The organism is Natrinema caseinilyticum, from assembly GCF_024227435.1.
GTDB classification, from domain to species: Archaea; Halobacteriota; Halobacteria; order Halobacteriales; family Natrialbaceae; genus Natrinema; species Natrinema caseinilyticum.
Genome location: NZ_CP100446.1, coordinates 20,108 through 34,189, shown reverse-complemented (window position 1 = coordinate 34,189; position 14,082 = coordinate 20,108). Strand labels below are relative to the sequence as shown.

Annotated in this window: 11 protein-coding genes; 5 read left to right on the top strand and 6 right to left on the bottom strand. The window is 63.8% G+C overall.

The features are described from left to right. Nucleotides 1–66 precede the first annotated feature (66 nt). From NJT13_RS19555 to NJT13_RS19545, 3 genes are all read right to left on the bottom strand, one after another. Nucleotides 67–1,341, bottom strand: a complete 1,275-nt coding sequence (locus NJT13_RS19555) for an MFS transporter (RefSeq protein ID WP_254525825.1) — start codon at nt 1,339–1,341, stop codon at nt 67–69. A gap of 316 nt (nt 1,342–1,657) precedes the next feature. Continuing rightward, the gene (locus NJT13_RS19550; protein WP_254525824.1) at nt 1,658–3,664 is read right to left on the bottom strand and encodes a TRAP transporter permease; all 2,007 of its coding nucleotides are present in this window, start codon (nt 3,662–3,664) and stop codon (nt 1,658–1,660) included. Between the two features lie 27 nt (nt 3,665–3,691). Further along, entirely contained in the window at nt 3,692–4,750 is a 1,059-nt protein-coding gene (locus NJT13_RS19545) for a TAXI family TRAP transporter solute-binding subunit (RefSeq protein ID WP_254525823.1), read from the bottom strand. 315 nt (nt 4,751–5,065) lie between these two features. Between NJT13_RS19545 and NJT13_RS19540 the strand changes: the two genes are divergently transcribed. Further along, nucleotides 5,066–6,460, top strand: a complete 1,395-nt coding sequence (locus tag NJT13_RS19540) for a M20/M25/M40 family metallo-hydrolase (RefSeq protein WP_254525822.1) — start codon at nt 5,066–5,068, stop codon at nt 6,458–6,460. A gap of 17 nt (nt 6,461–6,477) precedes the next feature. Here the strand turns inward: NJT13_RS19540 and NJT13_RS19535 are convergent, their stop codons facing one another. Further along, on the bottom strand, nt 6,478–7,269 hold the full coding sequence (locus NJT13_RS19535; protein WP_254525821.1) for an SDR family oxidoreductase: 792 nt from the start codon (nt 7,267–7,269) through the stop codon (nt 6,478–6,480). A gap of 108 nt (nt 7,270–7,377) precedes the next feature. Here NJT13_RS19535 and NJT13_RS19530 point away from each other — a divergent pair, with 108 nt between their 5' ends. Beyond that, nucleotides 7,378–9,003 carry a gamma-glutamyltransferase family protein gene (locus NJT13_RS19530; protein ID WP_254525820.1) on the top strand — a complete coding sequence of 542 codons (1,626 nt, stop codon included), beginning with the start codon at nt 7,378–7,380 and terminating at the stop codon, nt 9,001–9,003. A 135-nt stretch (nt 9,004–9,138) separates the two neighbouring features. Here NJT13_RS19530 and NJT13_RS19525 read toward each other — a convergent pair whose 3' ends face one another. Beyond that, entirely contained in the window at nt 9,139–9,576 is a 438-nt protein-coding gene (locus tag NJT13_RS19525) for a universal stress protein (protein WP_254525819.1), read from the bottom strand. Nucleotides 9,577–9,805: 229 nt separating this feature from the next. On the opposite strand from NJT13_RS19525, the gene NJT13_RS19520 reads away from it, so the two are divergent. Continuing rightward, on the top strand, nt 9,806–10,651 hold the full coding sequence (locus NJT13_RS19520) for a beta-keto acid cleavage family enzyme (protein ID WP_254525818.1): 846 nt from the start codon (nt 9,806–9,808) through the stop codon (nt 10,649–10,651). Between the two features lie 139 nt (nt 10,652–10,790). Here NJT13_RS19520 and NJT13_RS19515 read toward each other — a convergent pair whose 3' ends face one another. Continuing rightward, complete coding sequence (locus NJT13_RS19515; protein WP_254525817.1) at nt 10,791–10,973, bottom strand: hypothetical protein; 183 nt, start codon at nt 10,971–10,973, stop codon at nt 10,791–10,793. 102 nt (nt 10,974–11,075) lie between these two features. On the opposite strand from NJT13_RS19515, the gene NJT13_RS19510 reads away from it, so the two are divergent. Together NJT13_RS19510 and NJT13_RS19505 are read left to right on the top strand one after the other, a co-directional pair. Continuing rightward, a complete protein-coding gene (locus NJT13_RS19510; RefSeq protein WP_254525816.1) occupies nt 11,076–12,470 on the top strand; it encodes an FAD-binding oxidoreductase in 1,395 nt (464 codons plus the stop codon). Nucleotides 12,471–12,613: 143 nt separating this feature from the next. Next, nucleotides 12,614–13,846, top strand: a complete 1,233-nt coding sequence (locus NJT13_RS19505) for a mandelate racemase/muconate lactonizing enzyme family protein (protein WP_254525815.1) — start codon at nt 12,614–12,616, stop codon at nt 13,844–13,846. The last annotated feature ends 236 nt before the right edge of the window (nt 13,847–14,082 follow it).

Below are 14,082 nucleotides of genomic sequence, written 5' to 3'. Positions count from 1 at the left end.
ATCCCGACGTGACCGTGCTCGAGCGAGCGTCCGCCAGTCGGGTCCGACCGAACGAGTTGTCCGCGGTCAATCGCCGGAGTTCGGGGCTGCCGGGGTCGTTTGCCACCAGCCGGCACGGTTGAGCGCGAACAGCAGGCCCGCCGTCAGCGCCATCCCGACCAACGCGAACGCGGCGAGAACGCCGAAGAACGCTGCCGTCGAGAACCCGCCGAGGACGAAGCCACCGATCGCGATGCTCACCGGACCGATACCGAACTTCCCGACGTAGGTGTATCCGTACGATAGCCCCCGCGCGCTCGAGGGCGTGTGGACCGCCACCGCGTCCTGATAGAGCGGTTGGGTGGCAAAGAGGAAGAACCCGAGCACGACACAGAGGACGACGACGGGAACGAGCCCCATCGACAGGACCGGCACGAACGCGAGCGCGAGGACGCAGAGAACGGCGAAGATGACGATCAGTCCCCGCTCCGACTGAATGCGGTCCGTGAGTTTCCCGCCTGCGTACTGGCCGGCCATGCCGACGACGAGCAGGCCGACGTAGATGTAATCGCCGGGCGAGATCCCCTCGAGGCCCGCCGAGAGTGTAACGTCTTCCATCGCGGGAAGACCGTGGAGGATCTCGGGGAGGTAGGTGAGTATCCCCCGATAGAACAGCCCTTCGAAGGCGATGATGGCGAAGACGACCGCGAACGCGCTCGTGAACAACACCCGCGACGTCGACAGGAACTCGGCGAGCGACATGGTTTCGTTCGGATCTCCGTCGCCGTCGCTGTCGGCGGCGGACGCGTCGAAGTCGGCTCGAAGCCCGTACGCGGCCGCGACGAACCCTGGAATCGCGAGGAGTCCGGCGACGAGGTGCCACTGATCGGTGAGGAACAACAGCGTGGCCGCGGCGAACGGCCCGAGGGCGATGCCGGCGTTCCCGGCGATGCCGTGCCAGCCCAGGACGGTTCCACGCTCGTCGACGCCGGTACTGATCAAGGCGAGTCCCGCAGGGTGGTAGACGCTCGCGGCGATTCCCCAGCAGACGAGACCGACCGCCACGAAGTAAATCGACGTCGAGAGCGCGAGGACGAGAAACGACGCGCTCATACCGACGAGACAGAGCACGATGAGTCGCTTCGGGCCGAACCGGTCGACGAGGACGCCACCCGGGAGCGATCCTAACCCGAACGGGGCGTATCCCAGGGCGACGATGACGCCGGCCAGCGCGACCGAGACGTCGAACTCTGCGAGCCAGACCACGAGAAATATCGGGATCGACGTCTCGAACCAGTGGACGAGCGAGTGGCCAGCCATCGTAAAGCCGGCGATCGCCCGATCGTTTTTGTTAAGTCCCATGACAGTTTCGTACCGTTCTTGTGAACCCGGAGTACCCCGGGTCACTTATTGGTTGTGAAACTGCCGACAGCCAATCGGATTCGAAATAGTATAATATCCGGCTACCGATGGAGACGGTAGAATATTTTCCGGCTCCCGAGGCGTCCGGCGGATCGTACTGTACTCTCCGTGGCAGTCGGCCGGGTTCGACCGATATCGGATTCGATCGACCGTTCGACGGGTCAGGCGGTGTCTCGAGACCGACGTCGAACCCGTCGCCGAGGCTGTTCGTTCGATCGCGGATCGAAAGAAGAACGGAACCGAAACGAGATCCGGCCTAGTCCTCGGTGGCTCGGACGGAGTCCGCCGCGACCCGTTGGGTCACTCGCTGCCGGATCGGCTTCTGGAGCTGAACCGCCATCAGTCCCACGATGACTGCAACGCAACCGAGACGGATCGTCGTGTCCGGATAGACCATCGCCAGAACACCGAGAACGAAGAAGGCGGTCTTGGCAGGCCACTTGACGAAGGGACTCTCGTGGAAGAACTTCCCGTAGTAGTTGAGTCCGTGAGAGATGCCCAGTGCACCGAGCAGCGCGATGAGACCGGAGAAGAACGTCTCGACTCCGAATCCGCCGACGACGAGTTCGGGATTGTAGATGAACGCGAACGGCAGGACGTAGATCGGCGCGGAGATTTTCAGGGCCTCGTGGGCCGTTCGCCAGAAGTTGCTATCGGCGATCCCCGTCGCGACGACCACCGCGATCGCGATCGGCGGTGTCAGACCGGATAGAATTGCCGCGTACAGGACGAAGAAGTGTGCCGCGAGATCGGGAACGAAGAACTGTTGGATCAACGCGGGCGCGATCAACGCCGCCACGATGACGTACGCTGCGACCGTCGGCATGCCCATTCCCAGGATGATCGAGATGGCCATCGCGAGAAGGACTGCGTTGAGCATCACGCCACCGGAGAGGTCGAGCAGGGCCAGCGAGAGGATTCCCGGGATGCCCGACGCGGTGAAGACGTCGACGACGCCGTTGATCGCGGCGATGATGATCGCGATCGGTGCGAGAATCATCGCCCCCTCTCGGAAACCGTTTGCCGCATCGCCGAGGAGGCTCACGAATTCGGACCCCAGGCTGCCACCTTCGAATGCCGTCTGGGCCAGTGGGAACCCGAAGCCGGTGATCATCATCGAGACGATGGTGTACAACGCGGCCGTCAGCACCGTGTACTGGAGATAGCCGAGAATGTAGATCAGGATAGCGAAGGGGATTCCGAAGCGGAAACACTGGATGATGAAATCCCGTTGGGACATCCGCTCGTCGAATTGGCTCTCGACGTCGATCTTCGTCTTCTTCCCCTGGAGCTGTCCGATACCCTTGTAGTGGACGGCGATGGTGACGGAGCCATAGAAGATCATCGCGGGGATGATACCCGCGAGAATAACGTCCAGATAGGTGATACCGAGCAGCGAAGCCATCACGAACGCCGCTGCGCCCATGATCGGCGGCATGATCTGGCCGCCCGTCGAGGCGACGGATTCGATCCCCCCTGCCGTCTCGCCTTTCATCCCCGTTTCCTTCATCAACGGGATCGTGAACGAACCGGTTATCGCCGTGTTCGCGGCCTGACTACCGGTGATCGAACCGATAATGATGCTCGAGGTCACCGCGGAAAGGGCGACGCCAGAGCGGACGTAGTTGGCCGACCGGAGGCCGATCCGCATGATGAGGTCGAACGCTCCGAACCCCCGCATCAGCCCTGCATACAGGAGGAAGAGGGCGACCCAGGTGGCGATAATCCTCGATATTGACCCGTACACCCCCTGGAAGTCGAGCACCATGATGCTCATCATTCGCTCGACGCTGAACCCGGCGTGGCGCAGGATGCCCGGCGCGAGGTTCCCGTAGAGTCCGTAGAGTATCACGCCGACGATCACTGCCAAGAACGTGAGTCCGTAGGCTCGGTACGAGAGGTACAGGATCACGAGGAAGAACGCGATAGCGATCGCGTACTCGTAGCCGTAGGCCGTCCCGACGCGAATACGCAACAACTCCCTGTAGTTCATGATCAGGTACGTCGTCGTTCCGGCGGTGATGATCGTGGAAAGAGTCAGACCGACTAACCCCAACTTGTCTCCGTCTTCGTACGCCTCGATGAGTTCGTTTCCGAGATAGACCAGGGTGACTGACCCGAGGAATATGATCGTAAACTTGATGCGCTGCATTCCCTGCGTGAACGCGAAGTACAGGATGAATGCCCACGTCAGGATCGCGAGTCCCGTTACTACGTCGTTGGCAAGCTCTAATCGGCTTTTGTCGGATGTGGAATAAACCATAGTTCTGTAAGCGCGGACCGCGGGTTACTATTCGTCGCCGCGAGTCCAGCTGTCGTCCCAGACGTCGTTCTCTTCGTACCAGTCCGCAGCGCCGGGGTGAATCGGGATCTCGTCCGTGTGAGCCAGCGCGAACGTGAAGTTCTCGGGTTTGGACCAGTCGAGGATCGTCGGGTTCGCCTCCTGCATCGACTCGTAGTTGTTGTGGCAGATCTCCATCAGGTCGTAGATTGCCTGTGCGTCGACGTCCGGGCTGAAGTAGTACGGGTACGTTTCCGTCCACGTGTGCTTCGGGAAGTCCCCACCCTGCATGTCCTGCTCCCAGCCGCCGATCTCGTCGAGTTCCTGGTAGCCCGCACCGCCGAAGTCCTTCGCCGCCTGGACGTACTCGTCGGTCATCTCGATCGCTCGAACCGAGACGCGCGAGTCGATCTCCTGTGCCCACGACGGGAGCTGGTTGAAGTTCGAGGTGTAGATGATGGCAGCCTCGGCACGACCCTCGGCGAGGGCGCTCGCGGCCTGGCTCGTCTCGACGTTGACGACGTTCTCGGAGAGCCCTTCCCAGAGACCCGCATTGCCGTACATCTCCTCGGTCATCGCGCGAAGCCCCCACGATGCGGGAAGACAGTACACGTTACGGCCGGCGAGATCTGCCGTGGTCTGGATGTCGCTGTCCTCCAGTGCGACCCAGTAGAGGTTCAGCGAGAGGTGGCCGAACCCGAGTTGCGGGAAGGTCTCGACGGGGTCTTCCCCGAACGGGCCCGTCTGCTGGAGGGCCTGGTTCATGATGTAGTTACCCGCCGAGTAGGAGTTGATCTCGCCGTCGGCGTACAGTCGAATCGACTGTGGGTCACCACCCGCGTCCTGGGTGATGAAGCTCAGATAATCCGATTGCTGGCTCACGACCCGCTGAATCGCCTGCGAGTTGCCGTACGTCGACGAACCGGAGGACGACGACCCAACCGTCAGTTGGACCGGGTCCTTCCCGCTGCCGTTCCCACCGCCAAGGCACCCTGCTAGCGAAAGCGCCCCAATTCCAGCCGTTCCCCGTAGCACATCCCTGCGCCTCTGTCTATCACTATCAAACATCGTTATGCATGATATAGCTTGTATTATTTAAACCTTTCTCCGTTACCCCGAGAGCATTCGGCACCCTTTATACGAACCTTAGATAAATGACTATCGCTGGTGCAGTATTTTGAACATAATTGAAAGTTTATTTGCCGGTGGCGAATATCGTACCGGCACCCGCCGATCGTCATTTCGCCGACGGCGACACGTTAGGGTGAGAATGCGAGGAGAAGCATTAATACTTTGTGCATTACAGCGCTACGTCCCCCTGACTATGCACTGGTGTCCGAATACGACCGTGGAATCACCGATCGTTCGAAGCGTGACCGCCTAATGGCCACGAGAGAACCGTTTGCGTCCCTCGAGCGCAACGACGAGACGTTCCTGGACGACCTTCGGTCGCTGCTCGCACAACCGTCGATCAGCGCGACCGGCGAGGGAATCGACGATTGCGTCGCGCTGGTTCGTGAATCGTGTCTCGAGTACGGGTTCGACGAGGCGACCGTCGTCGAGACGCCCGGTCGGCCGGCCGTCGTGGCCCACGCGTCTCCAGACGACGAAACACGGACCGGTGGGCCGACGGTGCTCCTGTACGGCCACTACGACGTCCAGCCGGCGACGGCATCGGAGTGGACCTCGCCACCGTTCGAACCGACCGTGCGTGACGGGCCGGATGGACGAACGCGCCTGTACGCGCGCGGTGCTGGGGACAACAAGGGGCAGTGGTTCGCGCACCTCTGTGCGATTCGGGCGTTGCGGGAGACGAGTGGGGTACCGACCGACGTAACGCTGATCGTCGAAGGCGAAGAGGAAAGCGGGAGCGAACACCTCGAGTGGCTCGTCCGAGAACGCCGCGACGAACTGAACGCGAGCGTCGCGTTCGTGGCCGACGGTCCGATCGACGCCTCGGGCCGCCCGCACGTGTTGCTGGGGTCGCGCGGGTTGCTCTACGTCGACGTCGAAGCCAGGGGCGCGAACCGGGACCTCCACTCGGGGAACTTCGGCGGCCCGGTTCCCAATCCGGCAACTGCGATCGCCGAACTGATCGCGTCGCTTCGGGACGAGGACGGGCGAATCGCGCTCGAGGGCTTTCACGACGACGTCCGTCCGCTGACGGACCGCGATTGCGACGTCCTCGAGTCGATTCCGCTCGACGAGGACGCGGCGAAAGCCGATCTCGATCTCTCCGCTCTCGCCACGGATCCGGGTGAAGGATATATCGAGCGGCTCCTCACCCGTCCGAACCTGAACGTCGCCGGACTGGACGCCGGCTACGACGGTGACGGCATGAAGACCGTCTTACCTTCGCGTGCGCGGGCGAAGATCGACTTCCGGCTCGTGGCCGATCAGGACCCGGACGACGTCTTCGAGTCGCTCTCGCGTCACGTCGAGGCGAGAGCGCCCGCCGGTATCGACGTGACTCTCGACCGCGTTGCGGCGATGGCCCCCCAGCGGACGCCGGTGGAGAGTCCGGTCGTCGAGCCGGTGATGCGTGCCGTCCGGGAGGGGTGGCGCGAGGACCCGATCCTCAAGCCCTCGCTCGGCGGGTCCGTGCCGACGTACGTCTTCGCGGACAATCTCGAGATTCCCTGTCTGGTCGTCCCGTACGCGAACGCGGACGAAAATAACCACGCGCCCGACGAGAACATCGAACTGTCGTGCTTTCGCGCGGGCGCGAGAACCACCGTCTCGTTGCTCGAGGAACTCTCAAAAACTGACCTCGGGTAACGTCTTCGGTCGGGCCTCTAGATATTCGACCGGCCGAGACCGCCGTCGATGGGGACGGTGATACCGTTGATGTACGCCGCCTCCGGCGAGCAGAGGAACGCGACCGTGTTGCCGAGTTCCATCGGCCGGCCGATCCGTCCCATCGGGTTCGAACTCCCCTTCGCAGCCAGTCCCTCCTCGTACGAGTCGAACTCCCCTCGCTCGACGGACTGCTCGATCAGCGAGCTGATTCGGTCGGTTTCGATCGGACCGGGGAGGACGCTGTTGAAACGCACGTCCGGTGCGAGCTCGCGCGAGAGCGTCTTCTCGAGGCCGATGACGCCCATTCGGACGGCGTTCGAGAGGACGAGCGATTCGATCGCTTCCTTGACGCTTCGGGACGTGATGTGAACGACGTTTCCACCGTCGCCCGCGCGCAATTCGTCGGCCGCCTCCTGGACTAATCGGACCACGCTCATCACGAGCAGGTCGTAGGCTTCGTACCAGTCCTCTTCGGTCGTCTCGAGGAAGGGGCCACTCGGCGGCCCGCCCGCCGAGGTCACGAGGTGGTCTATCCCGCCGAATTCGTCGACCGTGACGGAGACGAGTTCGGAGATATCGTCCGGATCGGTCAGGTCACCCGCCTGTGCCACGACGCGGCCGTCGCCGACGGCCGCGATATCATCGCGGGCGGCTTCGAGTTGGGCCTCGTCGCGGCCGTTGATGACTACGTTCGCTCCCTCACGGGCGAGCGCCGTCGCCGATGCTTTTCCGAGTCCGCTACTCGATGCCGTTACGAGGGCCGAATCACCGTCGAGTTGCAGGTCCATCGATACGTGATATCAAAACCCACGATTATATCTGCTGCGATACGCCGCTGATCCGGCACTGCGAGCGGATACACCAATGCTTTAGTCGAAACCCCCGAATGCCCTCCCATGGACGATACGCCAGATCTAGACCAGTTTACGTCGCGTCGCTCGACGGTATACGGGACGCGCGGCGTGGTGGCGACGAGCCAGCCCCTCGCCTCGGAAGCCGGACTCGAGGTGCTTCGCGACGGGGGCAACGCGTTCGATGCGGCCGTGGCGACCGCTGCAGCGTTGAACGTCGTCGAACCCACTTCGACCGGTCTCGGCGGCGACGTATTCGCGCTCTATAGAACTGCAGACGGTGAGGTCGGCGCGTTCCGTAGCTGCGGCGGTGCACCCTCGTCGGCGTCGCTCGAGGACGTTCGAGCCCGGGTCGTCGAGGAGGAGGACGTCGATCCCGAAGCCGCCGAGATGCCCGAACGCGGTCCCCTCACGGTGACCGTTCCCGGCACGGCTCGCGGGTGGGAACGCACTGTGGACGATCTCGGGGAGCTGAGTCTCGAGCGCGCGCTCGAGCCGGCGATCAGGTACGCGAAAGACGGCTTCCCCGTTTCCGAAATCATCGCCGCTCAGTGGGCCGAGGCGGCGGACGACCTTCGCGGTGCCAACGCTCGAGACGCGTATCTCCCCGGCGGTCGGGCGCCGTCCGTCGGCGAGCACGTCACGCTCCCGCAACTCGGGGAGTCGATGCAACTGATCGCGGACGAAGGCGCCGACGTCGTCTACGAGGGCGAAATTGCGGACCAGATCGTTTCCGAGGTCCAGTCGCGGGGCGGGTTCCTCTCGCACGAGGACCTGGCGTCGTTCGAGCCGGAGTTCGTCGATCCCGTCAGCACGACCTACGGCGGGGCGGAGATCTACGAACTGCCGCCGAACAATCAGGGACTCGTCGCGCTCGAGGCGTTGAACATCGCCGAGGCGCTGAACGCGGGGGACCACCCGGCTCACTCGCCAGAACGGATACACCTCGCCGCCGAGGCGGCCAAGCGCGCGTTGACCGACGGCCTTCACCACGTCACCGATCCGGAGTACGAGGACGTTCCGTCGCTCGGCTCGAAGTCGTACGCGTCGGATCGGGCCGCGGAGATCGGCTCGGACGCGACGTCGTCCGTCGACGTTGGATTCCCGACGGACCGCGCGGAAAACGCCGACACCGTGCTGTTGACGGTCGCCGACGAGGCGGGGAACGTCGTCTCGTACATCAATTCCCGATTCATGGACTTCGGCAGCGGCGTCGTCGCCGGCGATACGGGAATCGCCCTCCAGAACCGGGGCAGTTCGTTCTCGCTCGATCCGGACCATCCCAACCGATTCGAACCGGGCAAGCGACCGTTCCACACGCTGATCCCCGGCATCGCACGGCTCGGCGAGAACGACTGGGCCGCCTTCGGCGTCATGGGCGGATTCATGCAACCACAGGGGCACCTGCAGGTGCTGATGAACATCGTAGACGACGGGATGTCGATTCAGGAGGCACTCGACTTTCCCCGCTTTCGGTACCAGGTCGACGGCCAACTGGCCGTCGAGGGCCGATTCGACGGTGCGGTCCTGTCGAAGCTCGCCCGCCGCGGTCACGACGTTCGCGTCATGCCGCCGCCGCACTTCGGCGGCGGCCAGATCGCCCGCAACGCCGACGGCGTTCTCTCCGGCGGGACCGATCCGCGAAAGGACGGGACGGCGACCGGATACTGAACCGGGGGAGATCCGGTTGCCGGGACGGAACACCCGGACGGGGGATACGAGGGACTCAGCTGTTTGTGCATCGATCGAGACCGAACGGATCGGCACTCGAGTGAGAACGGCAAGCGAGCTGTGTCGACGGCTCGGCTAAACGATCGTGACCGGCCGATCCGAGTTGAGGATGACGTCTTGCGTGACGCTGCCGAACACCGCCTTGCCGACCCGCGAGCGTTTCCGACCGGGAACGACGATGGCGTCCGCGTCGTTCGAATCGGCGTACTCGATGATTTCCTCCGCCGGATCCCCGTGACGGCGCACGAGTTCGACCTCGACGTCGGCCGCTTCGAGTCGATCCCGCACGGTCGTCACGGAGTCGGGAAACGTGTCTTCGTCGTAGAGGTCCTCGGAGCGGACGTTTCCGCCGTCGTCGATCGCTTTGAACTCTTTGAACACGTTCACGACTGTCACGGAGACGTCGTCGAGATCCGCGTTGAGACCTGATTCGGCGCCGAGATTCGTCACAAACTCTCCCGCGGCTGCCGCTCGTCTCTCGTCTTCGTCTACCGGAACGACGATATGATACATGGGCTCTTCTAGGATTTCGGACTCCAGCCATATAACCGTACTCGCAGGCGCCCAACGGCGGCCGGCGGTCGACTCGAGCGCCCTGGTGCAGTGGAGCGGGTCGGTCTCGGGTACGGTGGAGCGGGTCGATTCCATCGGAGCGACAGCGCCCCGATGGGGGCGGTCACGGGACGATGGTCGTGGTCTCGTCCAGTAATGCTTTCGTGGTGGGCCGTCTGGGACTCGATAGATGGCGTATCAGAATTACCTCGAGGGCGGAAAGCTGATCCTGACCGTCCCGACGACGGGCGGCGTACAGGGAAAAGAAGTGAACCCGAACCTCCCGGAACAACCCGACGAGATCGCCGAGGCGGCCCGTGAGTGTGAGAAACTGGGCGCGGCCATCGTTCACCTTCACGGGCGGGACGAACGCGGCGAGCGCGACGCCGGTCGGTTGCAGGCGGTCAACGATGCCGTTCGGGATCGGTGTGACGACATCATCATCCAGAACACGACCGGCGGGACGGGCGTCCCGCTCGAGCAGCGGGTGAAGGGAATCCGGACTGATCCGCTACCCGACATGGCGTCGCTCGATATGGGGCCGATGAACCGGTACCAGCACATCACCTCCGAGAACACTCGGCACATGATCGATACGCTGGCCGCGGAGATGCAGGAGAAGGGCATCAAACCGGAGATGGAAGTGTTCAACAACGGTCACTTGAACGAAGTGTATCGCCTCATCGACGAGGGATTACTCGACGAGCCGTACTACATCAATCTCATCTTCGGGCCGGGGACGCTGACGCCGCCGACGCCGGAGAACATGGTCAATATGGTGAACAACCTACCGGAGAATTCGATCTTCAACGTCCTGGCGATCGGGCCACACCAGTTACCGTTGACGACCATGGGGATCGTGATGGGCGGCCACGTCCGCGTCGGCATGGAGGACAACCTCTATTACCGTCGCGGCGAGCAGGCCGAGAGCAACGCGCAACTCGTCGAACGCACGGTCTCCATCGCCGACGACCTCGACCGCGACCTCGCGACGCCCGCCGAGGCGCGCGAAATCCTCGGGCTTCCGTCTCGGTGAGCACGGGGCACGGTCTCGTCGATCCGTGCTAGACTGGACGCGGCCTCGTACGGGACTCGGCCACCTCAGTAATGATCGATCGACGGAAAACGGGACGTGGCGGCCGCGGCGACCGCCACCGGCCGGGGTTCGTGACCGATCAGTCGGATTCGGCCTCGGCGTAAAATTCGCAGTCGCTCTCGTGGTGGAATTCGTGACGGTCGTTGCACACGTCCGCTCGCATCGGCGAGACGAACTCTTCGACGACCTCGCAGTAGGCGCGTTCGGTATCGAACGCGTGGTCGCCGTCTGACTGTCGGTACGATAAGTACGGGCACGTCATGGTTCCCCTGAGACGGCCCGCCTACGAATACCTACTGGTGGGCTGGGCCGAACCGGCACGGGGATCGGAGAGGATTTATGCCGGTCCGAACCATGCCACATCATGGAACGGGGTCCCGATACGAGCGTCGACTGCGGATTTCTGGACGATTTGATCACCGAGGGCCGGGTCGCTCACGGAACCAGCGTGCGCGAGCAGTACGCGTCCGACGAGAGTCCACACACCGGCCGAACGCCCGATGCCGTCGTCTGGCCGGCCTCGAGCGGCGAAGTCGCGGCCGTTCTCGAGGCGGCCAACGAACGCGGCGTCCCGGTCACGCCGCGATCGGGTGGCTCCGGACTCGAGGGCAGCGCCATTCCGACCGAGGGGGGGGTCGTTCTCAGCACGGCCGAGATCGAACACGTCGACGTGTCGCCGGCGGACCTTCAGGTGACGGTCGGTGCGGGCGTCGTCTACGACGACCTAAACGAGCAGTTGGCGCCGTACGGACTGCGCTTTGCGCCCGGAATCTCGAGCAGCGACGTCGCGACGATCGGCGGCATGGTCTCGACGAACGCGAGCGGGTTCAACGCGGTCCGATACGGCGAGACGCGTGATCACGTCCGCCGGCTCGAGGTGGTCACCGCCGACGGGCGCGTCCTCGAGTGCGGCCGGGACGTGGTCAAGACGTCGGCGGGGTACAGTCTGAAGGACCTCTTCATCGGGGGGGAGGGAACCCTCGGCGTCGTCACCGAGGTGACCCTCGGATTGGTCGGCATTCCGGAACACCGCCGGGCGGCGCTGGTGACGTTCCCGTCGCGGACGGACGCGTCGAGCGCCGTCGCGGACGCGATCGGCTCGGCGTTAGTTCCCGGTGCGATCGAGTTCATCGACACGACGTCGATGAAAATGTTGAACGCATATCACGACGACATCACGTTCGAGGAGCGGCCGACGCTGATCATCGAGTTGCACGCGAACAACAGCGGGATCGAGGAGGATCTCGCGTTCGCGAAGGCGATCTGTGAGGATCACGGAATGTGTTCCTGGGAGGCGGCAACCGAGGAGAACATAGACGATATCTGGCAGGCGCGTCGCGACAAGTACCACGCGACGAAAGCGTATCGGGACGACTGGGACATCGCGCTGGTCGGCGACGTCGTCGTGCCGATTTCGAACTACCCCGACATCGTCGCGGAGGTCGCGGAGGCCAGCGAGGACCTCGACCTGTTGACGGCCTGCGTCGGCCACGCCGGGGACGGCAACCTCCACTTCACGCCGCTCGTCGACCCCGACGACGAGGAGATGGTCGAACGGGCCCACGAGTTGAACGAGCGCGTCGTCCGGACGGCCATCGCACTCGGCGGCAGCGCGACCGGCGAACACGGCGTCGGCCTCGGGAAACGAAAGTTCATGGACGACGAACACGGCGGTGCGATAGACCTCATGCGGTCGATCAAGGAGACGTTCGATCCGAACGGAATCTTGAATCCCGGCAAGGTGCTTCCCGACGAGTAACACGGTCCGCACGAGTCTTCCCCTGCAATCCGTCTCGGGACGTCCCGTTTCGATTCTCCGAGACGAATTCGAAACCGGATCGCGTCGATGCGACCGTCCCCAGTACATTCATATGACGACCCGAAAAAGAGGTTCGCGATAGCATGTATTCGGACTTCGCGGCGCGGTTAGCGTCGAGCATCTGGCCCGATTTCGGACGAACCCCCTCACGATCGACCGAAACGCCGGAGATCACCGGTCTGTCGACGGTCGTCGTCGACGGCAACTTCCCGTGGACGATCGTCCGCCTCGAGACGGACGCCGGCGTCACGGGAATCGGCGAGTCGTATCCCTCCCCGGGGGTTCACGAGGTAATTACCGACTACTTCGAACCGGTCCTGGTCGGTGAAAATCCGCTCGACGTCGAGCGGCTCTATCACCTCATGCGTGAGAGCCTCTCGGGTCGGGGCTCCCAGGAGGGAATCGGCACGATCGCGATCAGCGGCATCGAATTGGCGCTCTGGGACGCCGCCGGGAAGATCCTCGAGCAGCCGGTGTACCAGCTTCTGGGCGGCAAGATGCGCGACGAGGTTCGCATGTACGCGGACTGTCACGCCGGCGAGGGGATGGTCGAGGCGGCGCTCAACGAACAGCCGAACGAGACCTACGAAGCGGAGGCGTACGCCCGCGCCGCGAGAGCGGCCGTCGACGACGGGTTCGAGATGATAAAGTTCGACCTCGACGTGCCGTCGGGCCGAGACATCGACACCCTCGCGCGCCACTTCGACGGTCCGGAGATCGAACACAAGCGGGGACTCGTCGAGGCCGTCACCGAGGAGGTCGGTGACGAGGCGGAGGTCGCCGTCGACCTGCACTGGAATTTCAGCGTCGAAGCGACGGAAAAACTGTGTGCGGCACTCGAGCCGTACGACCTCGCGTGGATCGAGGACCCGCTCCCGCCGGAGAACGCGGACGCGCTGGCGACGTTAAACCGGAGCGTCGCCCAGCCGCTACTCACGGGTGAGAACCGCTACGGCCGCCACGGCTTCCGCGACCTGGTCGAGACGGAGGCCGTCTCGTTCGTCGCGCCCGACGTGCCCAAGACCGGCGGCATCGCCGAGACGAAGAAGATCGCCGAACTCGCGGACACCTACTACCTGACGATGTGTCCGCACAACATCGGCAGTCCGGTGGCGACGATGGCCGGCGTCCACGTGGGCGCGACGGTCCCGAACTTCCTCGCGCTCGAGTTCCACGCCCGCGACGTGCCCTGGTGGGACGACCTGGTCGCGTCCGACGAGGCGCTGATCCGGGACGGAACGATCGCCGTCCCCGACGAGCCGGGTCTCGGCATCGAACTCGACTGGGACGTCGTCGAAGAACACCGCAAGGAGTGATACCTCTCGGGAGCACGTAACTCGAGACCCGTCCGGCCGCTCGGTACCGGACGCATCGCGTCTCGGTACCGGACGTATTCCACCCGTGTGGGAGCACCCGTCGACCGACCCGTGCGGTACGCTCACCGAGCGAAATGGTCGGTCCCGCGAACTCGCCTGCCGTCTCGGCAACCTCCGAGCGAATTCTTCGCCCCGCGGGTGGGTCGCACTGCTGGCTCCGTCGGCGTGAACCGATC